Annotated in this window: 17 protein-coding genes; 5 read left to right on the top strand and 12 right to left on the bottom strand. The window is 69.6% G+C overall.

Annotation, left to right across the window (positions count from 1 at the left end; all coding sequences use genetic code 11):
* Positions 1–25: 25 nt before the first annotated feature.
* Both ABEU20_RS15650 and ABEU20_RS15645 read left to right on the top strand, forming a co-directional pair.
* Positions 26–847, top strand: coding sequence for a class I SAM-dependent methyltransferase (locus tag ABEU20_RS15650; protein WP_420165304.1), 822 nt, complete (start codon positions 26–28; stop codon positions 845–847).
* Positions 848–914: 67 nt separating this feature from the next.
* The gene (locus ABEU20_RS15645; protein ID WP_420165303.1) at positions 915–1,916 is read left to right on the top strand and encodes an endonuclease/exonuclease/phosphatase family protein; all 1,002 of its coding nucleotides are present in this window, start codon (positions 915–917) and stop codon (positions 1,914–1,916) included.
* Here ABEU20_RS15645 and ABEU20_RS15640 read toward each other — a convergent pair.
* The 4 genes from ABEU20_RS15640 to ABEU20_RS15625 form a co-directional block, all read right to left on the bottom strand.
* Positions 1,886–3,571 carry an HNH endonuclease signature motif containing protein gene (locus tag ABEU20_RS15640; RefSeq protein ID WP_420165302.1) on the bottom strand — a complete coding sequence of 562 codons (1,686 nt, stop codon included), beginning with the start codon at positions 3,569–3,571 and terminating at the stop codon, positions 1,886–1,888. The genes ABEU20_RS15645 and ABEU20_RS15640 overlap by 31 nt on opposite strands.
* A 530-nt stretch (positions 3,572–4,101) precedes the next feature.
* On the bottom strand, positions 4,102–4,920 hold the full coding sequence (locus ABEU20_RS15635) for an alpha/beta fold hydrolase (RefSeq protein WP_420165301.1): 819 nt from the start codon (positions 4,918–4,920) through the stop codon (positions 4,102–4,104).
* Between the two features lie 104 nt (positions 4,921–5,024).
* The gene (locus ABEU20_RS15630; protein ID WP_420165300.1) at positions 5,025–5,957 is read right to left on the bottom strand and encodes a 3-carboxyethylcatechol 2,3-dioxygenase; all 933 of its coding nucleotides are present in this window, start codon (positions 5,955–5,957) and stop codon (positions 5,025–5,027) included.
* 60 nt (positions 5,958–6,017) lie between these two features.
* The gene (locus ABEU20_RS15625; protein WP_420165561.1) at positions 6,018–6,749 is read right to left on the bottom strand and encodes an IclR family transcriptional regulator; all 732 of its coding nucleotides are present in this window, start codon (positions 6,747–6,749) and stop codon (positions 6,018–6,020) included.
* A 289-nt stretch (positions 6,750–7,038) separates the two neighbouring features.
* On the opposite strand from ABEU20_RS15625, the gene ABEU20_RS15620 reads away from it, so the two are divergent.
* Together ABEU20_RS15620 and ABEU20_RS15615 are read left to right on the top strand one after the other, a co-directional pair.
* Positions 7,039–7,635 carry a helix-turn-helix domain-containing protein gene (locus ABEU20_RS15620; protein ID WP_420165299.1) on the top strand — a complete coding sequence of 199 codons (597 nt, stop codon included), beginning with the start codon at positions 7,039–7,041 and terminating at the stop codon, positions 7,633–7,635.
* An 83-nt stretch (positions 7,636–7,718) separates the two neighbouring features.
* Positions 7,719–9,455, top strand: coding sequence for a TIGR03767 family metallophosphoesterase (locus ABEU20_RS15615; RefSeq protein ID WP_420165560.1), 1,737 nt, complete (start codon positions 7,719–7,721; stop codon positions 9,453–9,455).
* A gap of 40 nt (positions 9,456–9,495) precedes the next feature.
* On the opposite strand, the gene ABEU20_RS15610 is transcribed toward ABEU20_RS15615, so the two are convergent.
* Positions 9,496–10,077 carry a potassium channel family protein gene (locus ABEU20_RS15610; RefSeq protein WP_420165298.1) on the bottom strand — a complete coding sequence of 194 codons (582 nt, stop codon included), beginning with the start codon at positions 10,075–10,077 and terminating at the stop codon, positions 9,496–9,498.
* A 248-nt stretch (positions 10,078–10,325) separates the two neighbouring features.
* Between ABEU20_RS15610 and ABEU20_RS15605 the strand changes: the two genes are divergently transcribed.
* Positions 10,326–11,741 carry an exopolyphosphatase gene (locus tag ABEU20_RS15605; RefSeq protein WP_420165297.1) on the top strand — a complete coding sequence of 472 codons (1,416 nt, stop codon included), beginning with the start codon at positions 10,326–10,328 and terminating at the stop codon, positions 11,739–11,741.
* Here ABEU20_RS15605 and tsaD read toward each other — a convergent pair.
* The 7 genes from tsaD to ABEU20_RS15570 form a co-directional block, all read right to left on the bottom strand.
* A complete protein-coding gene (gene tsaD, locus ABEU20_RS15600; RefSeq protein WP_420165296.1) occupies positions 11,686–12,726 on the bottom strand; it encodes a tRNA (adenosine(37)-N6)-threonylcarbamoyltransferase complex transferase subunit TsaD in 1,041 nt (346 codons plus the stop codon). The two genes, ABEU20_RS15605 and tsaD, sit on opposite strands and share 56 nt — an antisense overlap.
* A gap of 5 nt (positions 12,727–12,731) precedes the next feature.
* Positions 12,732–13,229 carry a ribosomal protein S18-alanine N-acetyltransferase gene (gene rimI / locus ABEU20_RS15595; RefSeq protein WP_420165295.1) on the bottom strand — a complete coding sequence of 166 codons (498 nt, stop codon included), beginning with the start codon at positions 13,227–13,229 and terminating at the stop codon, positions 12,732–12,734.
* Entirely contained in the window at positions 13,226–13,882 is a 657-nt protein-coding gene (tsaB, locus tag ABEU20_RS15590) for a tRNA (adenosine(37)-N6)-threonylcarbamoyltransferase complex dimerization subunit type 1 TsaB (protein ID WP_420165294.1), read from the bottom strand. The genes rimI and tsaB overlap by 4 nt, the downstream gene beginning before the upstream one ends.
* A gap of 26 nt (positions 13,883–13,908) precedes the next feature.
* Positions 13,909–14,409, bottom strand: coding sequence for a tRNA (adenosine(37)-N6)-threonylcarbamoyltransferase complex ATPase subunit type 1 TsaE (tsaE, locus tag ABEU20_RS15585; RefSeq protein ID WP_420165293.1), 501 nt, complete (start codon positions 14,407–14,409; stop codon positions 13,909–13,911).
* Positions 14,399–15,493 carry an alpha/beta fold hydrolase gene (locus tag ABEU20_RS15580; RefSeq protein ID WP_420165292.1) on the bottom strand — a complete coding sequence of 365 codons (1,095 nt, stop codon included), beginning with the start codon at positions 15,491–15,493 and terminating at the stop codon, positions 14,399–14,401. Before ABEU20_RS15580 ends, tsaE begins: the two co-directional genes overlap by 11 nt.
* Positions 15,490–16,659 carry an alanine racemase gene (alr, locus tag ABEU20_RS15575; RefSeq protein ID WP_420165559.1) on the bottom strand — a complete coding sequence of 390 codons (1,170 nt, stop codon included), beginning with the start codon at positions 16,657–16,659 and terminating at the stop codon, positions 15,490–15,492. The genes ABEU20_RS15580 and alr overlap by 4 nt, the downstream gene beginning before the upstream one ends.
* Positions 16,660–16,771: 112 nt before the next feature.
* Positions 16,772–18,235 carry an NAD(P)H-hydrate dehydratase gene (locus ABEU20_RS15570; protein ID WP_420165291.1) on the bottom strand — a complete coding sequence of 488 codons (1,464 nt, stop codon included), beginning with the start codon at positions 18,233–18,235 and terminating at the stop codon, positions 16,772–16,774.
* Between the last annotated feature and the right edge of the window lie 3 nt (positions 18,236–18,238).

The following is an 18,238-nucleotide window of genomic DNA, read 5'->3' as shown; positions in this document are numbered from 1 at the left end:
TGTCACGCCGAGCCCCTCGGCCCTCATGTCCGTCGCCGCCCGCGCCGCCCACGCGATGGTGGACTCTCCGCCGCATCTGATCGTCGACGACACCGCACGACTGATCTGCGCGGCCGCCGGCAACCCGTCCCCCCTGGACTTCCATCTCGCCCATCCCGGCGAGCCCGTGCTCGCGGCAGCCCGCGTGTCCGCCGCAGCCCGCAGTGCGTACACCGAGCGGCGGCTGCATTCGTCCGGCATCCGGCAGTACGTCGTGCTGGGTGCGGGCCTCGACACATCGACGCGGCGCATGCCGACGGCCTGCGCGGCCTGGCACGTCGACCTGCCGGGCGTGCTCGCGTGGCGCGGCTCGCTCCTCGACGGGGCAGGCACCTCGGACCTCGGCGCGCCGGTGCCGGTCGACCTCACCGTCGACGACCCGGTTGCCGAACTCGCACACGCCGGTCTTCGCATCGACGAACCGGCGTTCGTATCGTGGCTCGGGGTGTCGATGTATCTCGACGCCGGCGCAGTCCAGCGGACCGTCACATCTCTCGGCGCCCTCGCGCCGGGATCCGAGCTGGTGTTCGACCACATCGTCCCCGGGGCCGCACGGGACGAGGCAGGCAACAACTACGTCCGGGCCGTCGCGGCGGCCGTCGGTGCACAGGGCGAACCATGGCGCTGTACGCCCACCTCGACGGACCTCGCCACATGGCTGGAAGGTGCGGGCTGGTCGACCGTGGATTCGACCGCCGAGGCCGATTCGGTGCCTGCCGGTTTCTGGGACCGCTCGGATGCGCTGCGCCCGATGCAGCTCGTCCGCTTCACCCATGCCCGGCTGACCCCTGGGCTGGGACAGGCCTGAGCCGGGGGCTGGCACCGGGCGAAACGGATAAACTGCGTCGTCTCGATCGACGACGGAGGGGGATCCGATGACGGGCTCGATCGCGCTGCGGCGGGCAGCGGCGGTGATCGGCGGTGTCGGCATCGCGTCGGGACTGGCCGCTCTGGTCGCTTTCCGCTCTGGCGCCTCCACCAACGTGGTCATCGTCGCGGCCTCGTTCGCACCGTTCCTGTTGGCGGTGACGATCGTCGGTGCGATTGTCGCCGCCGCAGCGCGGCAGTGGATTCTGCTCGGGATCTCCGCGCTGGTGGTGGCGCTGGGTGCGTGGGCATTCGGCCCGTTGTGGGTGGGTGGAGCGTCGGGCGGCGACGGGGCACCGGCCGGCCCCACGGTCCGCGTGATGCAGTCCAACATCATGGTGGGCTCGGCGGATCCCGTCGCGCTGGTGCAGGCGGTGCGGGACCGGGGTGTCGACGTCCTCACACTCCAGGAACTGACCGAGCCGGCCGCGGCCGCGCTTCGTGAGGCAGGCCTGGAAAGTGTTCTGCCACACACGTTCCTGGAACCACGCGCGGGAGGTGTCGGCGCGGGTATCTACAGTCGGTTGCCGCTGTCGAACGGGCGGACGGTGGACGGCATGGCGCTGACGAATCTGGTCGTCGACGTGGATGCCGGGCTGGATCGGCCGGTGGTGCTGTACGACGTGCACCCGGTGCCGGCCTACATTGCACCGGCGGCCGACTGGACCGAGGACTTCGACCGCCTGCGGGACGCGATGGATGCCGCCGCGGTCCACGACAACGTGATCGTGAGCGGCGACTTCAACGCCACCTACTCGCACCGCAAGTTCCGGGATCTCCGGCACGGCGGCTACGTCGACGCCGCCGATCAGTTGGGCGCGGGAATCCTGCCGACGTACCCCACGGACAAGCGCTACCCCGCGATCGTCGGCATCGACCACATCCTCACCAAGGGTGCGCAGGCCACCTCGCTCGAACGCATCGAGGTGGCCGGGTCGGACCATTACGGACTGATCGCGGATCTGCGATTGAGTGATGCTCAGAATGGCGGCGACTCCTCTCCGCGATAGGCGGCGCGGCTGCCTCTGTCGACAGGCCTGCGCGGCAGTTGCGGCGCCAACGTCGGGGCAGCGTCTCGGACATACATCCCGCCGGGCAGCGTCACCGTCGCGGTGCCGTAGCGACTTGTCCACACGACGACACCACCGCCGAGCATCGAGGCACCGACTCGGCCCATGGTCTTGAGATTGTGGTGGAACCGGCACAGGCACTGCAGGTTCGACCCGATCGTCCATCCACCCGCAGTCGGGTTGCGGTGCGAGAACGGCACCACGTGATCGAGTTGGCAACGGGCGGCCGGCACGGAGCATCCCGGGAATCTGCAGTGCCCGTCGCGCGTGCGGGCCATTGCCGCCGTCGCCGCGTCCGGGCGGTACTGCAGCGCCCCATCGGGCGGGGTCGTCAATCCCCCATGCCCATCCGGTCGACGCCCACGCTTCGTCGCAGGATTTGCGTCGAGCGCCTTCTCGATCTCCGCGATCGTTCGGCCGACACCACACGGTGGCGGCCCAGAACTCGGACCTGATCGCGAGTGCGCGCGCGGCACATCACCGCCGCGATGCCGGGATCCCCGCGCCCGGAACACGTGCAGGCCCGGTCGCCGCGGCGCGTGGTGAGGTGTCGAACCGTCGGCCCGGCTCCCGGTCTCGGTCTCGGTCTCGGTCTCGGTCTCGGTCTCGGTACCAGCTGGGGGTTTCTCCCGTTCGTCCGTAACCAACCCGAGTTCGGCTGCCACGTCTACCATCTCGGTGAGCATCGCCCGCCAGGTCGCGTCTTCGGACAGCATCTGTGCGAGCATCGGATCGATCGGTCCGTGTCCGTCGAGGTACGCGGGCGAGGCGGTAAGTCCGAGCAGAGTCGCGACGTCGACGGTGATCTGCACCAGCGGCTTCCGCCGCGACGGCACAGTCGACGCACCGGCCTTGGGGCAGTCGGCCCGCTCGCACGTGCACGGCAGGGCAGATTCGCCGTGCAGCAGCGCCACGAATGCGTCGACCAGCAGGATCGGCCGACCGCGGCGATCCTTCCTGCACACGGTGTCGGCCATCTCGCACACCAGTTGCCAGGCAGCCTGCCCCTGTTCGGCGGTCAGCACCGCGGTGAACTCCGACAACGGTCCGGCAGGGCGCACCTTGATCCGGCACTCCGCTTCGGCAACTTCACGATCCGATGCCGCCTCGTCGGGACGGGCGCGCACGATCAATTCTCGAATCTCGCGCCCGAGTGCGGCCGGCGCCAATCGCCGGGCAGATCGGATGATCTCGGCTTCGAGGAGAGCAACGGTTTCCGGCCGCAGTCCCGTCGTCTCGCGATGAATCCGCCAGACGCGGGCGTAATCGAGATCGCCGGCCAGGAACGCGGCACACGTGAGCGGGAGACGGAGCCGCAGATCGACGCCGAGGTCACAGAAATGGGAGGCCATCGTGTGCGAACAGCCCAGCCTGGTCGACACCTCCGCGATCGCCTCGTTGCCGCAATCGCGAATGTCGCCGCCGCACAACGCCACATCGCGCCCGAGTGCCGACAGCCTCAATTCGCCCGCCAGCAGGACCTTGCGGGCGGCGTGCATGTTCTCGATCCGCGCCAGCTCCAACAGCTCGACGAACCGCAGCGCGTCCCGCGCGACGTCGCCCGCCGCCTCTCCGACCCCACCCCCATCGAACATACTTTCGACTATACGGCCGCCCTCCGACAACCCGGGCGCGTCTACCGGATCTCTGCGAATGACCGGGAAGACTCCGACGATGACGTCCGATTTCGGGCCCGACGCATCGGGGTACCGTCGGCGAGCGATCGCCGACTCACTGCGCCGCTATCTGCTGGATGCGACGTCCATGCCGGCCGCACCGACGCCGGAGCCGGATGATTCGACCGGATGGTTCGCCCCCGCTCCCGGCGGACACAACGAGAAGTACGGGCGAGAGCCCTGGACCAACATGCGACGTCGAAGTCGGCGTCGCCGGGCGAGCGGTCGCCGTGTCGTTCACGTGGCGCCCCGACGACGACCCGACGCGGTCGTACGTGGTCGTGCTGTACGCCCCGGACTGGGACGACGTCACCGGATCCGACTCTCTCATCACGACTCTCGACCTGCTTCTCGACACTCCGGACTGGCCTACCCGCGCCCATCCCATCGGAGGCAACGTCGCGGTCGTGATCCCAACGCCTGATGTCCGGACACTTCGAGAGCCGACATCACGCGACATCGTCACACCCCACAACCCGCTCCAGATGCATACGCAGCGCCCTCGCCACGACGTCCGGGGCCTCGAGCATCGGGATGTGCCCGACGCCCGGCAACACGATCTCCTCGACCTCGCCGGACAGTTCGTCGACGAAGCCCTGCGTGCAGGTGTCCCGAGGCAGGAAGGTGTCGAACTCGCCGAGGATCAGCGACGTGGGCACGGTGATTCGATCGAGTCCGCGTAGCGGGCCGTCACGAAGGAACGCCGAAAGGATCGGCAGGTACACCGGGCAGTGCGACACGGCCCTAATGACATTCGTGGCGTCGTCCGGATCTACCCGGCTGACGTCGTGGCTGCAATTCGCGATGATGGGGCGCTGGAAGAAGCGATGCGCGGCAGCACGGTCACCGAGCACCCGCGCGAGCGCCATGAGCGGGAACTGCGCCACGAATCCGGAGCCGACGCGGAATTCGATGCGGGAGAATCGTTTCCACCCGCCTCCCGGATTCACCCCCGCAACCGAGCGGGCCCTGCCCCGACGCGCCAGCTCGAACGCGACCTGGCCGCCCAGCGAGTTGCCGACGACATGACAGGTGTTCCAGCCCATCGCGTCGAGTTCCCGTTCGATGCCGTCGGCGATGCCGGCGATCCCCAGGTCGCGCCACCGCAGTCGCGGTCCGCCCCAGTGTCCGGGCATCGTGAGCGCGAGAACGTCGTAGTCGGACGCCAGGTCGTCGGCCACCCGATGCCACACGTGGTGCGACAGCGTGAAGCCGTGCAGCAACAGCACCGGCTCGCCGGATCCCCTGAGATACGCCGACGTCACCATGTCGTCTCCTCCCCCGAGGCGTCCTTCATGGGTAGCACTCGGGTCCGGGGACGACAAGGGCGGGCGTCTCCGACAGACGCCCGACCCGATGTCGAAGAGCGGAACTACTTCGCCGTGGTCACCGCGAAACCGGCCACCCACTCGGGGATGGCACGGTAGTAACGCGACTGCAGCTCGTACGAACCGGTTGCCGCGAGCGCCGCGTACGCGGCGATCCAGGTGCGGACCTCGTGCGACGAGCCGCCGCCCTGCGCCTCGAAGAATTCGTTGGTCCAACCGTCGAACTGCTCGATGTCACCGGACGCGACGATGTCGAGAACCTCGTTGTCCCACACGGGGTTGAGCGGCTTGCGAGTGGAGGTCCCGGCGGCCAGGTCGATACCGGACTGCACGACGCGCTGCTCACCGCGGGCGCGCTGCTCGGGGGTGGGCGGGTTGCCGAGGATCAGCGCCTCGGCGACGCGCGGCGGCGCACCCTCGAGAATCGGGACCGGCGGGTCGTGCGACAGTCCACCGGACGCGAGGAACAGCACGCGCTTGTCGAGCCGCGCCGCCGCCTCGCCGAGCGCCTTGCCGAACTGCCGGATACGACGCACCGGGCCGAGCGGCGCGGCCACGCCGTTGACGAAGACCGGCACGGTCGGCACCGACTGGATGCCACCGAACAGCATCTCGAGCGGCTGCACGAAGCCGTGGTCGACCACCATGCGTGCCGAGATCGTCAGGTCGATGTCCCGTTCGAGGACGCCCTTGGCGATCGCATCGGCCGCTTCGTGGTCGACCAGGATCTCCCCTTCGGCGGAACCGAAGTCGCCCACCGCGAGTGCTCCCGTGGCGAGCGCGAAGGGCGGCATCTTGCCGTAGAAGAACCCGTTGTAGTGGTCCGGCGCGAACAGTACGACGAGTTCGGGGTCGTACTCCTGCACGAAAGCCCGCGCGCCGGCGACGGCGTGATCGACCTCGTCGAGCACCTCCTGCGCCGGATCGTTGAGCCCGATCAGCGGGGAGTGGGACAGCGCAACCAGCGCAACTGACATGAATGGCTCCTTCGGCCTGAATCACTGTCCGGGAGAAGTTCGCTCCCGGGAGTCGGGGGACTACGAGGCCAGCGCGACCTGCGACGCACTCAACGCGCGCGACGCCGCCATGCAGACCCGCCGCAGCGCCGGCTCCGCAGCCGCGGGTGCGTAGCGAGATACCTGGCCGGACACCGAGAACGCGGCGACCGGACGGGATCCGGCTCCCGTGACGACGCCACCGACGCACACGAGACCGTCACGACTCTCCTCGTTGTCGAAGGCCACGCCGGTGCGGCGAATCTGCGCCAGCTCCGCGCGCAAGCGACCGATGTCGGTGATGGTCTTCGACGTCCGCGCCGCCAGATTCGAACCGATCAGTTCCTCGGAGTCCTGACCGGAGTACGCGAGCAGCGCCTTGCCCACCGCGGTGCAGTGCGCGGGCACGCGCCCACCGACCCGGGAAGGTGATGCGACGGTCCGGTGGCCGTACAGCTTGTTGATGTAGAGGACGTCCGGGCCGTGCAGCACCGCGAGGTGCACGGTCTGCCGGGTGGCCTCGTACAGATCGGCCAGGAACGGGGTGAGGACGTCGCGGACCGTGGAGTGCTGCGGGGCATACACGCGGCCACCGAGATTGTGCAGCTCGGAACCGAGCCGGTAGTCGCTCCCGACGCGCTCGACGGCGTGGTTGCGCTCGAGCATCCCGAGGATGCGGAACGCCGTCGACTTGCTCAGCCCGGAGCGGCGCGCGAGTTCACTGACACCGACGCCCGAGTACGCCTCCTGGCCGAAACTGGTGAGCAGGCTCATCGCCTTGTCGACGGCGGCACGGCCGTCCCGACCCGAACCCGAACCCGAACGAGACAGATCGGCCAATTCCTGGACACCCATCGATCCCACCACTTCACTCTGCGAAACGGACATCTCCGGCGCGACCCGGCGCCTGGTCCGAGTGTGCCCACCAGCCGATTACATGTCAAGATTGACGATATTGATATTAAAAGTGACAACCGGCCCGACTCGGCTTTAATCGTCAGCAGCATTGCGCTCATTCGACGGCACCGGTCGGCACCGAGCACTTCGACCGAGAGGAGGGTCCGTGGACAGCAACCCGCTGATCGCACGCAATGTTCAACGGTTCCGCAACGAGCGGCAGATGAGCATGGGCGACCTCGCCAAGCGTGCGGACCTGTCGAAGCAGACGCTGTCGAAAATCGAACAGGGTGTAGGCAATCCCACAGTCGAGACCATCGACGCGATCGCCGCAGCACTCGACGTACCCCTGCGACGCCTCGTCACCGAGTGGGGCACCCGCGTATTCGTGGTGCGCGCCGGCGAGGGCATCTGGAACGACAAGACCGGCACGGGCACGACGAAGGTCCTCGACCAGATCTACGGCTCCGGCTACGTCCGCACGAGCATCATGCGACTGAAGGCCTCGACGACCGACGGCCCCGACGAACTCGTCCGGGCCGCGGATTCCGCCGGAACTCTGATCCATGCCTACGTCATCAGCGGCAAGGTGCGCGTCGGTCCCGCCAACGAACTGGCCGACCTGGGCCCCGGCGACTTCGTGCAGTTCCCGAGCGACGTCCCGTGGGTGCTGGCCGCGTCCACCGCCGAGGCGACCGTGCACGTCGTGACGACGATGCCCCAGGTTCCCCAGTTCGGCCCACTGAGCGACGAGAGCGCCTGACAGCCGACACTCCGCCGATTCCACCGCAAACGGGCGTTGGATAACGAATCGTCGCCTACAGTGTCCGCGTGGGTGAACAGCAGATGAACGGAATGAATCGGCGCACCTTCCTGGGGGCCGCCGGTGTCGGCGCACTCGGGATCTCGGCACTGCCGCTCGTCGGTAACCGATCGTGGAATCCGCTCGCAGCGCAGGCCCATGCGGCCGCACCGCTGCCGGCGTCGATCGCCGGTACCACCCTCGAATCCGTCGCGGTTCCGTTGGGCTCCAGCGGATACCGCCGCCTCACCGCGGGCCCGGGCTGGCCGCTCGTGGTCCGCGCAGACCTCGCCGAGCCGCAGTCCGGACGCGAGGATCGCCGCACGGACCTGGCATCGATCGTCCAGCTGACCGACGTCCACGTGCTCGACGCCCAGTCGCCCGTGCGGTTCGAGTACGTTCACCCGTTCCAGGGCGCGGCATTCCGCCCGCAGGAGACCATGACGGCCCAGGGCCTGATCTCGCTGATCGACCGCGTCAACTCCCTCCGCAAGGGCCCGCACACGCAGCGCGACTTCGACGCCGTCGTCACCACCGGCGACAACACCGACAACAAGGAATTCGTCGAACTGGGCTGGTTCCTCACTGCCCTCAACGGCGGCGTCATCACCCCCAACACCGGTGACCCGACCCGGTACGAGGGCGTGCAGAACTCGGGTGCCGACCTGTACTGGAATCCCGAGTCGTCCATCCAGGACATCTACAAGAAGACCGGATTCCCGGAGATCCCCGGCCTGCTGCACGCGGCCCTGCAGCCCGTCACCAGCTCCGGGCTGAACACGAAGTGGTACTGCGTGTTCGGTAACCACGACGATTCGGTCGAGGGCACCCTCCCGAGCGGCATTCCGTTCCTCGAGCAGATGTACACGGGCAACAAGAAGTTCGAGGTTCCCGACTCCTCGGATCAGGCGGCCCGCATCTCCAGCGCCCTGAGCTCGGACCCGACGGCGGTGCTGAACCTGCTCTCCGCGATCACCACCCCGCCGCGGACGGTGACACCGGACGCGCGGCGCCAGCCGTTCACGCCGCGCGAATTCATTGCTGCCCACCTCGATCCCGCGAACACCGGCCCCGGCCCGGTCGGCCACGGCTTCGCGCCCGACGCCGACGAGACCGGGATCGGCTACTACACGTTCGAGATCTCGCCGGGTGTCATCGGCATCAGCATGGACTCGACCAACCGCGCCGGATTCGTCGACGGCTCGCTCGGCGAAGCACAGTTCAGGTGGATCGAGCAGACGCTGCTCGCCGGCAGCAGCAAGTACTTCGACACCAACGGCGCGCTGATCACGCAGAGCCGCACCGACACCTATTTCGTGCTGTTCAGTCATCACACCAGCACGACGATGGCGAACACGCTGCCCGACCCCGAGCGGCCCCTCGAGCCGCGCGTCAAGGGTGCGCAGCTGGTGGACCTGCTGCACCGCTTCCCGAACGTCCTCGCCTGGGTCAACGGACACACCCACGAGAACCGGATCACCCCGCAGGTGGGCCAGACGCCGGAACAGGGCTTCTGGGAGATCAACACCGCCTCGCACATCGACTTCCCGCAGCAGGGCCGCATCATCGAGGTCGTCGACAACCACGACGGCACCGTCTCGCTGATGACGACGCTGATCGAGGCCGACAGCCCGTACCAGGTCGACTACGACGACTTCTCCCCCGCGGGTCTGGCCTCGATGTACCGCGAGTTCTCGTTCAACGACATCCACGCGGACGCCAAGCTCCTGGGCGGTTCGCCGGACCACAACGTCGAACTCGTCCTCGCGACTATGCGCTGACACGCCGCGACGCGCTGGGAAGACGCGCTGGAAAGAACTGTCACCGGGAGGCCGGTGGGGACATCTCGTCCCCACCGGCCTCCCGTGTGTCCTTGAGTGCCCTGCCCCACTTGACGGCCTGGGTCAACAACTTGACGCCCACCGCGAGCATCACCAGGTTGCCGACGATCATCACGGTCACGACGGCGCGCGCCGGCTGGGTCACGGCCGCGATGTCCCCGAATCCGACGGTCGCGAACACCGTGAGCGTGAAGTAGAGCGCGTCGATCCGCGTGAGAGCCTCGTTGAAAGACCCCGTATCCATCTGCGACAGAAGAAATATCGTCGTCGCCGACCCCAACAGGTACACGGGCAGCGTGACGGCAAGCGCTTCTGCCGAGCGCACCTCCGGTGTGGGCGAGCGAATGATCTGACGGACCTGCCAGGCACACAACGCCACCACGCCCACGGCCCCGCCGGTGAGCACCACGATCGCTCCCGCATCCGAGACGTGATCCATCGGCAGTGCGAAGTAGGCGATCAGCAGAATCACCACGGTGGCGGCGGACCGTATCAACGCCTTTCGCAGCATCCGACGCCGGTCGTGGCGGTCGAGGCTTGCCAAGTGGATCGCGTCGGACATGAACCCTCGCTTCCGAAGTCGCTGGAGCGGCGCTCGCGGACCGCTCACAGCGGTCCGTTGCACCGCAAATGTCCGACCCGACCTGCACCGACGCATACCCACCGAGCGCCGTCACCCGACATTGGGTAACGTTCAGATAACGACGCCCACGGCCGGCATCGAATTATCTCAGTTTCCGGCCCGGATGGGCCCGGAACACGAGCGAACTGACACGAGCCGACCCGAACACCGAAAGCAGGAGGTGGACCATGCGAAACTCACTCGGTATCTCCACCGGAGCAGCCGGGGTGTGCAGCGCACTCGTCTCCTCCGATGACACCGGCGTCCAGGACGTCGAATACCGCACGATCTCCGCCGACCTCGGCACCCAGACCGATCCGGGTGACCTGGCACTGTCCGCGATAGGGCTGATGACCACCCAGGTCCCCGACCGCCGGATCGAGCCCGACGCCATCGCGGTCGCGTACCGCACCGAATCCCAGGCTGCTGCGGTGCGTTCCGCAGCGAAATCCCAGAAGCGGTCGATCCGGCTGGTGCCCGAGACCGCCGCCACCCTCACGTACCTGCGCAGCACCGGGCTCGTCGCGCAGTACGGCATCATCGCCCTCGTCGATCTCGGCGCGTCCGGCCTCACCGTCACCATCGTCGACCAGGCCGACGGGACCGTGTTCTTCCGCGATCGCACCGCGACCGTCAGCGCGGACGCCGCGGCCGACGAGACGGCCGACGACGCCGGTTCTCGCGTGGCCGAGTTCGTGGCAGAGGCCTTCGCTCAGGCCCTGCAACGGCCCGAAGCTCTCGTCCTGGTCGGCGGCGGTGGCCGGATCCCCGGTATCGCCTCCGCGCTCGAAACCACGTTCGACGGCACGACCATCGAGGTGGCGGAACCCGAGGCCGCGACCGCGAAGGGCGCCGCACTGCTCGCGGGATCTGCCGAACGCCAGAAGTTTCCACTCGTCACCGGATCCGGCGGACGGGTTTCCGGTGCGCTGGTGGCAGCCGTCGTGGTGGGTGGGCTGATGCTCGGCTACGGCGTCAAGGAGATGGTGCCGCAGAGCGAGGAGAACTACTCCCCCACCGGGAGTCAGGTGATCGAGACCCCCACGACCGTTCCCTACCAACCTCCTCCGAGTCCTCAGGAAACGTGGCTCCCGACGAACGATCCGCACCCGACGACCACCGTTCCCGTTCCGCAGCCACCGCTGCCGGTGCCGACGTACGACTACAGCACGCCGGAACCGAGCACGAGCTACCCGACGTTCGAGGAGACGCCTCCCACGACGTCGGAGCCGTCCCCCGAACCGACCACGACGCCAACGACGACGACAACTCCGCCGCCGACCACGACGACGCCGCCACCGGAAGACCTGCCGTGGATCCCGCCGAAGTGGCCCGAACTGCCCACGTGGCTCCCCGAGATCCCCAGCATCTCGCCGCCGGACACCGAGGTGCCGCCGACGACCGAGCCGCCGGAGACGTCCGGTCCGGCCGAGACCCCGGAGCAGAATCCGGAATCGGGTCCGGCGACCGGATCCAGTGATACGGCTGCGCCTCCGACCACCACCGCTGCACCGGCGCCGGAGGCACCGATCGCGGCCGTGCCCCGGGTCACTCCCGAATCTGGCTCACCGACACCGGAAGTCCCGGATTCGTCGCCGAGGTGAGCGCCGACGGCTGCGCGCCGCCCGCGATCAGGTGGGCGCCGAGCGCCGCGATCATCACACCGTTGTCGGTGCACAGCCGCGGCCTGGGCACGCGGAGCGTGAGACCGGCTGCTGCGCAACGCTCCTCGGCAAGCGAACGAATCCGCGAGTTCGCGGTGGCGCCGCCGCCGAGCACGAGCGTGTCGACACCGACGTCCTGCGCGGCGCGCACGGCCTTCATCGTCAGCACGTCCGCAACCGACTCCTGGAAGCCCGCCGCGACGTCGGCGACCGGAACCTCCTCGCCCGCTCGCTGCTTCGCCTCGACGAAGCGCGCGACCGCCGTCTTGAGACCGGAGAACGAGAAGTCGTGGCGCGCGTCCCGCGACCCGGTCATCCCGCGCGGGAACACGATCGCGTCCCGGTCGCCCTGCTGCGCGAGACGATCGAGCGCGGGCCCGCCCGGGAAGCCGAGACCGAGCAGGCGCGCGACCTTGTCGAACGCCTCACCGGCCGCGTCGTCGACCGTCGTGCCGAGCTCCACGATCGGCTTGCGGCCCAACTCCTCCACGTGCAGCAGGTGCGTGTGACCGCCCGAGACCAGCAGCGCGACGCACGGCGGCATCGGCCCGTGCTCGATGGTGTCGACCGCGACATGACCGCCGAGATGGTTGATCGCGTAGAAGGGCACCCCCCACGCGGCCGCGTACGCCTTGGCAGCCGCGACACCGACCAGCAGTGCGCCGGCCAGACCGGGACCGATCGTCACGCAGATCGCGTCGGGCCTGTCGATCCCCGCAGCCGCGAGGGCGCGCTTCATGGTCGGCACCATCGCCTCGAGGTGGGCCCGCGACGCCACCTCCGGCACGACACCGCCGTAGCGAGCGTGCTGGTCGACACTCGACGCCACCTCGTCGGCGAGGAGCTCGCAGCTACCGTCGCCGTTCCATCGGACGATGCCGACACCGGTCTCGTCGCACGAACTCTCGATCCCCATCACGATCATGGCCGTCACTCCTTGCCCTGCCGCTGCGCGGCCTCGGCGTCGGTCGGTGCCGGGCGACGCATCGTGAAGGCGTCCGCGCCGCTCGGCTGGTAGTACCGCTTCCTGGTGCCGACGATCTCGAAGCCCTCACGCCGGTACAGCGCGATCGCCGGCTCGTTGTCGGTGCGGACCTCGAGGAACACCGGTCCGCCCCACTTGTCCGCCACCCGCAGCAGCTCGCCCAGCAGCGCCCCGCCGACACCGCCACGCTGCGCCGACGGATCGACACCGATCGTGTGCACCTCGGCCTCCGGTGTGATGCTCGTCCCGAGCAGCGACACTCCCGCGTAGCCGATCAGTGCGTCGTCGCCGTCGCGGGCCGCGAAGTAGTGGTTGTGGCCGGCCGCCAGCTCCGACCGGAACGCGTCCGCGCTCCACGGATCGTCGCCCGGGAACAACAGCTGCTCGAGCTCCGCGCACCGGGTGGCGTCGGTATCGGCGAGCGGGACGATGCGAAAGCTCATTTGCGCCGGTCCGCCAACTCCACCGCGTCCGGTCGGCGCAGGTACAGCGGCACCAGCGGTTCCGGCTCCACCCCGACGCGCAACGCCTGCGCTGCGACCGCGACCAGCCCCGCAGCCGACGGCGTCTCCGCCGGCAGCACCGGCAGATCGAACAGGTCCACGTGCGACGCCGAGCCGGCGATCACCTGCGACGGCTCGCCGTCGAGGTCGGACGGCTTGATCACCTCGGGACCCTCGACGCGGACCCCCTGCGAGTAGCGCGCCCAGTACACCTCGCGCCGACGGGCATCGGTCACCACCAGCAGGTCCCGGCCGTCCGCCGCATCCACCGCGATCGCGTCCAGACTGCACACGCCGTGGACCGGGATGCCGAGCGCGTCACCGAACGCCGCCCCGGTCGCCATCCCGACCCGCAGACCGGTGAACGGCCCGGGGCCCACGCCGACGACGACGGCGTCGAGATCGGCGGGGGTGTGCCCGGATTCGGACAGGCACTCGAGGATCTGCGGCGTCAGGACCTCGGCGTGGGCACGAGGGTCGACGGTCGCCCGCGTCGCCAGCGCCTGCGGGACGTCGGTAACGGAGTCGGGGTCGAAGCGCACGACGCCCGCGGTGACCGCAGGAGTGGAGGTGTCGATGGCAAGCACAAGCACGGTAATCCAGGCTACTCGGCCTGCCGTTACGTGCTGGACACCCACTCCCACACGGCCGTGCGGACATCCGACTCCGGCTCGCGGCGCAACCGCACCAGCAGGTGCCGGTCCGCGAGATGCTCGACGACGCCCTCGCCCCACTCGACCACGACGACAGCCGACGCGAGGTCGGTGTCGAGGTCGAGTGCGTCGAGCTGGTCGTGCATGTCCACGGTCTCCGACGCCACGGCCTCGTTCAACCGGTAGGCGTCGACGTGCACGAGCGCAACGGGGGCGCCGCCGTCCGGTCGTGCGCCCGCACGGTGCTCGCGCGCGATGATGAACGTCGGCGATGTCACCCGCCCCTCGACGCCGAGACCGGCGGCGATGCCCCGGGTCAACGCGGTCTTGCCGGCACCGAGCGGGCCGTCGAGCACTACCAGGTCACCGGCAGCGAGATCGGCGGCGAGCGCGCGTCCGAGCGCCTCGGTGTCCTCGGTCGTCGGCAGGGTCGCCTCGCCCCGCCCGGTTCGCGTGTCAGCCGACATCTGTTCGCTCCAGTTCACCCACCAGCGCCGTATTCTCGCGATCTTCGCGTCTCGACACGGCGCGCCGGACCAACCGATCGATCGCATCGGAGGTTACCTGCGGGAACTCGAGTTCCACGAGATGGCCCGCGTCGCGCACGCGCACCAGCTCGGCGCGCGGGAGCGCGGCGGCCAGCGCCTTCGAGCTCGTGAACGGGATGATCATGTCGGCATCGCCGCACAGCACCAGCGCCGGAACGTCGCCCAGCACGGGCAGCGCCTCCGACTCGTCGTGCAGTTCGAGCGATTCGAGGAAGTTGACGATCGTCACGACCGAGACGTCGCTGAGCATGCCGTCGGAGAACTCGACCAGTCGGGGGCTCACCTCGGTGCCGTACGACGCCGCCCGCAGGATCGGCGAAATGATCGCGCGGGCCGCGCCGCGCGCCTGCTGCACCACGCCGGGCGCGGTGCGCACCGCGAGGCGGAACGCGTCGATCACCGGGTTGTTCAGGTTCCGGCCGAGCCCCGACTTGTTCAGGCCGGCCGCCGTGGTCGCGAGGAATCCGACGCCGATCACCCTGTCGTCGAACAACTCCGGGAACTGGCGGGCCATCGCGAGGATGGTCATGCCGCCCATCGAATGCCCTACCAGCACCACCGGCCCCGACGGTGCCGTCGCCTCGACCACGGCCGCCAGATCGCGACCCAACTGCGCGATGGTGCAGCTCTCCGCGGTCGCCGACCCGGACTCGCCGTGCCCACGCTGGTCGTAGAACACCAGGCGGGCCGTATCGCTCCACCTCTCCGCGAGCTGGGTGCGCTGGAAGTGCCACGACTCCATCCGCAGGCAGTAGCCGTGCACGAAGATCACCGTCAGCGGCGCGTCGTCCGGGCCCACCTCGCGAACCAGCAGCGGCACGTCGTCCTCGGTCGTGACGACGCGACTGCGGTCGCGGGAGAGAACCGTGAAGTCCTCGGACGCGTAGATCTCCGGGCCCCGGCGGGTCGTCGCGGCCTTGACCGCGTTGAGCCCCGCGAGCGTGCCGATCGCCGCGACACCCGCCACTCCCCCGAACAGGCCCAGCCTGTTCAGGATGTTCATGGCCGGCCGCCCGGGCCTCCGACATAGGTGCGGACGGTCCGGCCCCGCACCGACGTCACCACCTCGTAGTGGATGGTGTCGAGGGCATCCGCCCAGTCCTGCGCGTGCGGTACGCCGCCCCGCTCACCGTCTCCGAAGAACACCGCGGTGTCGCCCTCCCGTACCCCGGCGCCGTCCGGACCGAGGTCGACCACGAGCTGGTCCATGCAGACCCGGCCGATGCCCGGGCGCCGATCGTCGCCGAGCCACACCTCGAGCCGTCCTCCCAGCGCGCGCGGAATGCCGTCGGCGTAACCGACCGGCAGCAACGCCACCGTCGTGTCGCGCGGTGCCACCCACGTGTGCCCGTAGGACACGCCTTCTCCTGCCGCCACCTTCTTCACCAGCGCCACCCTCGATCGGAACGTCATGACCGGCCGCAGGCCGAACGTCCCCAGATCCGGAACCGGGGACAGTCCGTATATCGCAATTCCCGGGCGAACCATGTCGAAGCGCAGGTCGGGACGGGTGAGGGTGGCCGCAGAGTTCGACAGGTGGGCTGCCTCCGGGGCCAGTCCGATGCGCTTGGCATCCGCGAGCGCGCTCGTGAAACGCTCACGCTGGTCGTCGATCACCGGGTGGTGCGGCTCGTCGGCGTGCGCGAGGTGCGAGAACACACCCTTGAACCGGACGGCGCCCTCCGCCTCGACGCGCGCGAGATCCTTCAGGAAGTCGGTCCACTCCTCGCGGGAGACACCGTTGCGGTTGAGACCGGTGTCGACCTTGACCGTCACGGTGGCGGCGGCCCCGACCTGACGGGCGGCCGCGGCGACCGCGGCCAGGTGCCGCGGCGACGACAGGCCCAGTTCCACCCCTGCGGCGACCGCCGGGGCGTAATCGGAATCCGCGGTGTGCAGCCAGGAGAGCACCGGCGCGGTGATGCCCGCCTTCTTGAGTTCGAGGCCCTCCGCGAGCGTCGTGACCCCGAGCTCGCCGGCGCCGGCCGCGAGCGCGGCGCGAGCGACCGGGACCGCACCGTGGTTGTAGGCGTCGGCCTTGACGACCGCCATGACCGTCGCGCTGCCCGCGTGCTCGCGCAGGATGCCGATGTTGTGGGCCACCGCATCGAGATCGATCACCGCTTCCGCCTGAGGCGCCGCCGCAGGTGGAGGCGTGTCCGCCGCCATGGGGGCGGACGTCGAGGTCGGGTCGGTGTCAGGCTCCTGCGCGGTAGTGGTCACGAACTTCGATCCTGCCACTCGTCGGGAGGAAACTCCTGCACGGGTACAACCCGACCAGTCACGATTCGGGCACGTGTGAGCTCGGAAACACCCGCAGGATCCGAATCGCCGACCGGAGATGCGCGAGCAACGTCGACGCCGAGATCGGTGCGAGACCGTCGTCACCCGTCTCGTCCGAGCCCTCGCGCGCCCCCAGGTTGGCCGCGAGCGAATGCGCTCGCGCGCCGGCGGCAGCGGCCGGAGCCGGTTCGAGCCCGGTCGCCAGCAGCGCACCGATGATCCCGGACAGGACATCGCCCGAACCCGCCGTGGCCGCCCACGAGCTTCCCGCGTCGTTGACGTACGCCCTGCCGGTCGGATCCGCGATCACGGTCGCTCGCCCCTTGAGCAGGACCGTCACCCCCCACTCCGCGGCCAGCGCGCGCGTCGCCGCGACCCGGTCGGGTGTCGGCGCGACACTGGTGATGCGTTCGAACTCGCCGGCGTGCGGGGTCAAGAGAGTGGGGGCGGCACGGTGCCTGACGAGGTCGGGGTGCTCGGCCAGCAGGTTCAGGCCGTCGGCGTCGACCAGCACGGGGACGTCCGAGGCGAGAACGGTCCGCAGTTCCTCCAATGCAGCATCGTCGGTGCCGATGCCCGGGCCCACGACCCATGCCTGCACCCGACCGGCTTCGGCGGGCGACGGCGCCGCCACCACCTCGGGCCAGTGGTTCAGTACCTCCGCCGCCCCGCGCCCCGCATACCGCACCATTCCGGCCGTCGCCGTGACTGCCGCGCCCGCCGACAGCACCGCCGCCCCCGGGTAGCGGCCGCTGCCCGCGACGACGCCGACGACGCCCTGCGAGTACTTGTCGTCCGCCGCGTGCGGCACCGGCCACAGCCGGCCCACCTCCCACGGGTCGAGCGCCTGCAGGTCGGCTTCGGGGAGGGTGAGACCGATGGGCACCAGTTCGACGCGGCCGCACCGCGCGGCGGCGAGCGCATGCACGGGCTTGAGCGCACCGAATGCGACCGTCACCGCCGCAGTCACCGCGGGACCGTCCACCGCACCAGTGTCGGGATCCACCCCACTCGGCAGATCCACCGCGACGATCGGGGCATCCAGTTCCGCGACGATCGCCGCGGCGGTCGGCCGCAGCGGCCCCTTCCCGGAGATGCCGACGATGCCGTCGAGCACCAGGTCGGCACTGCCCGGGTCGGCCGACACCCGCCCGCCCGCGGCACGCAGCGCCGCCAACCCTGCGGCGTGTGCACGCGCCGGATCGAGGAGCATCGCGGTGACCGCGACGCCGCGCCGCCGCAGGAGCGCTCCCGCCCACAGCGCGTCGCCGCCGTTGTCACCGGAGCCGACGAGCAACGTGACCCGACGTCCCGCGACGCCCCCGGTCCGCGCCCGCAACTCGTCCGCCGCGACGCGTGCCAGGCCGTAGGCCGCGCGGCCCATCAGCGTGCCGTCCGGCAGGCTCGCCAGCAACGGCGCTTCGGCGGCCTTGATCTGCTGTGCCGTGTAGTAGTGCCGCATCCG

The organism is Rhodococcus parequi (assembly GCF_046042785.1).
Lineage (GTDB): Bacteria > Actinomycetota > Actinomycetes > Mycobacteriales > Mycobacteriaceae > Prescottella > Prescottella parequi.
This window is presented reverse-complemented; position numbering and strand designations above follow the sequence as displayed.

Excerpts from the sequence above, each read along its gene's own strand:
- ABEU20_RS15650 (WP_420165304.1), top strand. The coding sequence starts at position 26 with ATGTCCGTCGCCGCCCGCGCCGCCCACGCGATGGTGGACTCTCCGCCG.
- ABEU20_RS15645 (WP_420165303.1), top strand. The coding sequence starts at position 915 with ATGACGGGCTCGATCGCGCTGCGGCGGGCAGCGGCGGTGATCGGCGGT.
- ABEU20_RS15640 (WP_420165302.1), bottom strand. The coding sequence starts at position 3,571 with ATGTTCGATGGGGGTGGGGTCGGAGAGGCGGCGGGCGACGTCGCGCGG.
- ABEU20_RS15635 (WP_420165301.1), bottom strand. The coding sequence starts at position 4,920 with ATGGTGACGTCGGCGTATCTCAGGGGATCCGGCGAGCCGGTGCTGTTG.
- ABEU20_RS15630 (WP_420165300.1), bottom strand. The coding sequence starts at position 5,957 with ATGTCAGTTGCGCTGGTTGCGCTGTCCCACTCCCCGCTGATCGGGCTC.
- ABEU20_RS15625 (WP_420165561.1), bottom strand. The coding sequence starts at position 6,749 with ATGAGCCTGCTCACCAGTTTCGGCCAGGAGGCGTACTCGGGCGTCGGT.
- ABEU20_RS15615 (WP_420165560.1), top strand. The coding sequence starts at position 7,719 with ATGAACGGAATGAATCGGCGCACCTTCCTGGGGGCCGCCGGTGTCGGC.
- ABEU20_RS15610 (WP_420165298.1), bottom strand. The coding sequence starts at position 10,077 with ATGTCCGACGCGATCCACTTGGCAAGCCTCGACCGCCACGACCGGCGT.
- ABEU20_RS15605 (WP_420165297.1), top strand. The coding sequence starts at position 10,326 with ATGCGAAACTCACTCGGTATCTCCACCGGAGCAGCCGGGGTGTGCAGC.
- tsaD (WP_420165296.1), bottom strand. The coding sequence starts at position 12,726 with ATGATCGTGATGGGGATCGAGAGTTCGTGCGACGAGACCGGTGTCGGC.
- rimI (WP_420165295.1), bottom strand. The coding sequence starts at position 13,229 with ATGAGCTTTCGCATCGTCCCGCTCGCCGATACCGACGCCACCCGGTGC.
- tsaE (WP_420165293.1), bottom strand. The coding sequence starts at position 14,409 with ATGTCGGCTGACACGCGAACCGGGCGGGGCGAGGCGACCCTGCCGACG.
- ABEU20_RS15580 (WP_420165292.1), bottom strand. The coding sequence starts at position 15,493 with ATGAACATCCTGAACAGGCTGGGCCTGTTCGGGGGAGTGGCGGGTGTC.
- alr (WP_420165559.1), bottom strand. The coding sequence starts at position 16,659 with ATGGCGGCGGACACGCCTCCACCTGCGGCGGCGCCTCAGGCGGAAGCG.
- ABEU20_RS15570 (WP_420165291.1), bottom strand. The coding sequence starts at position 18,235 with ATGCGGCACTACTACACGGCACAGCAGATCAAGGCCGCCGAAGCGCCG.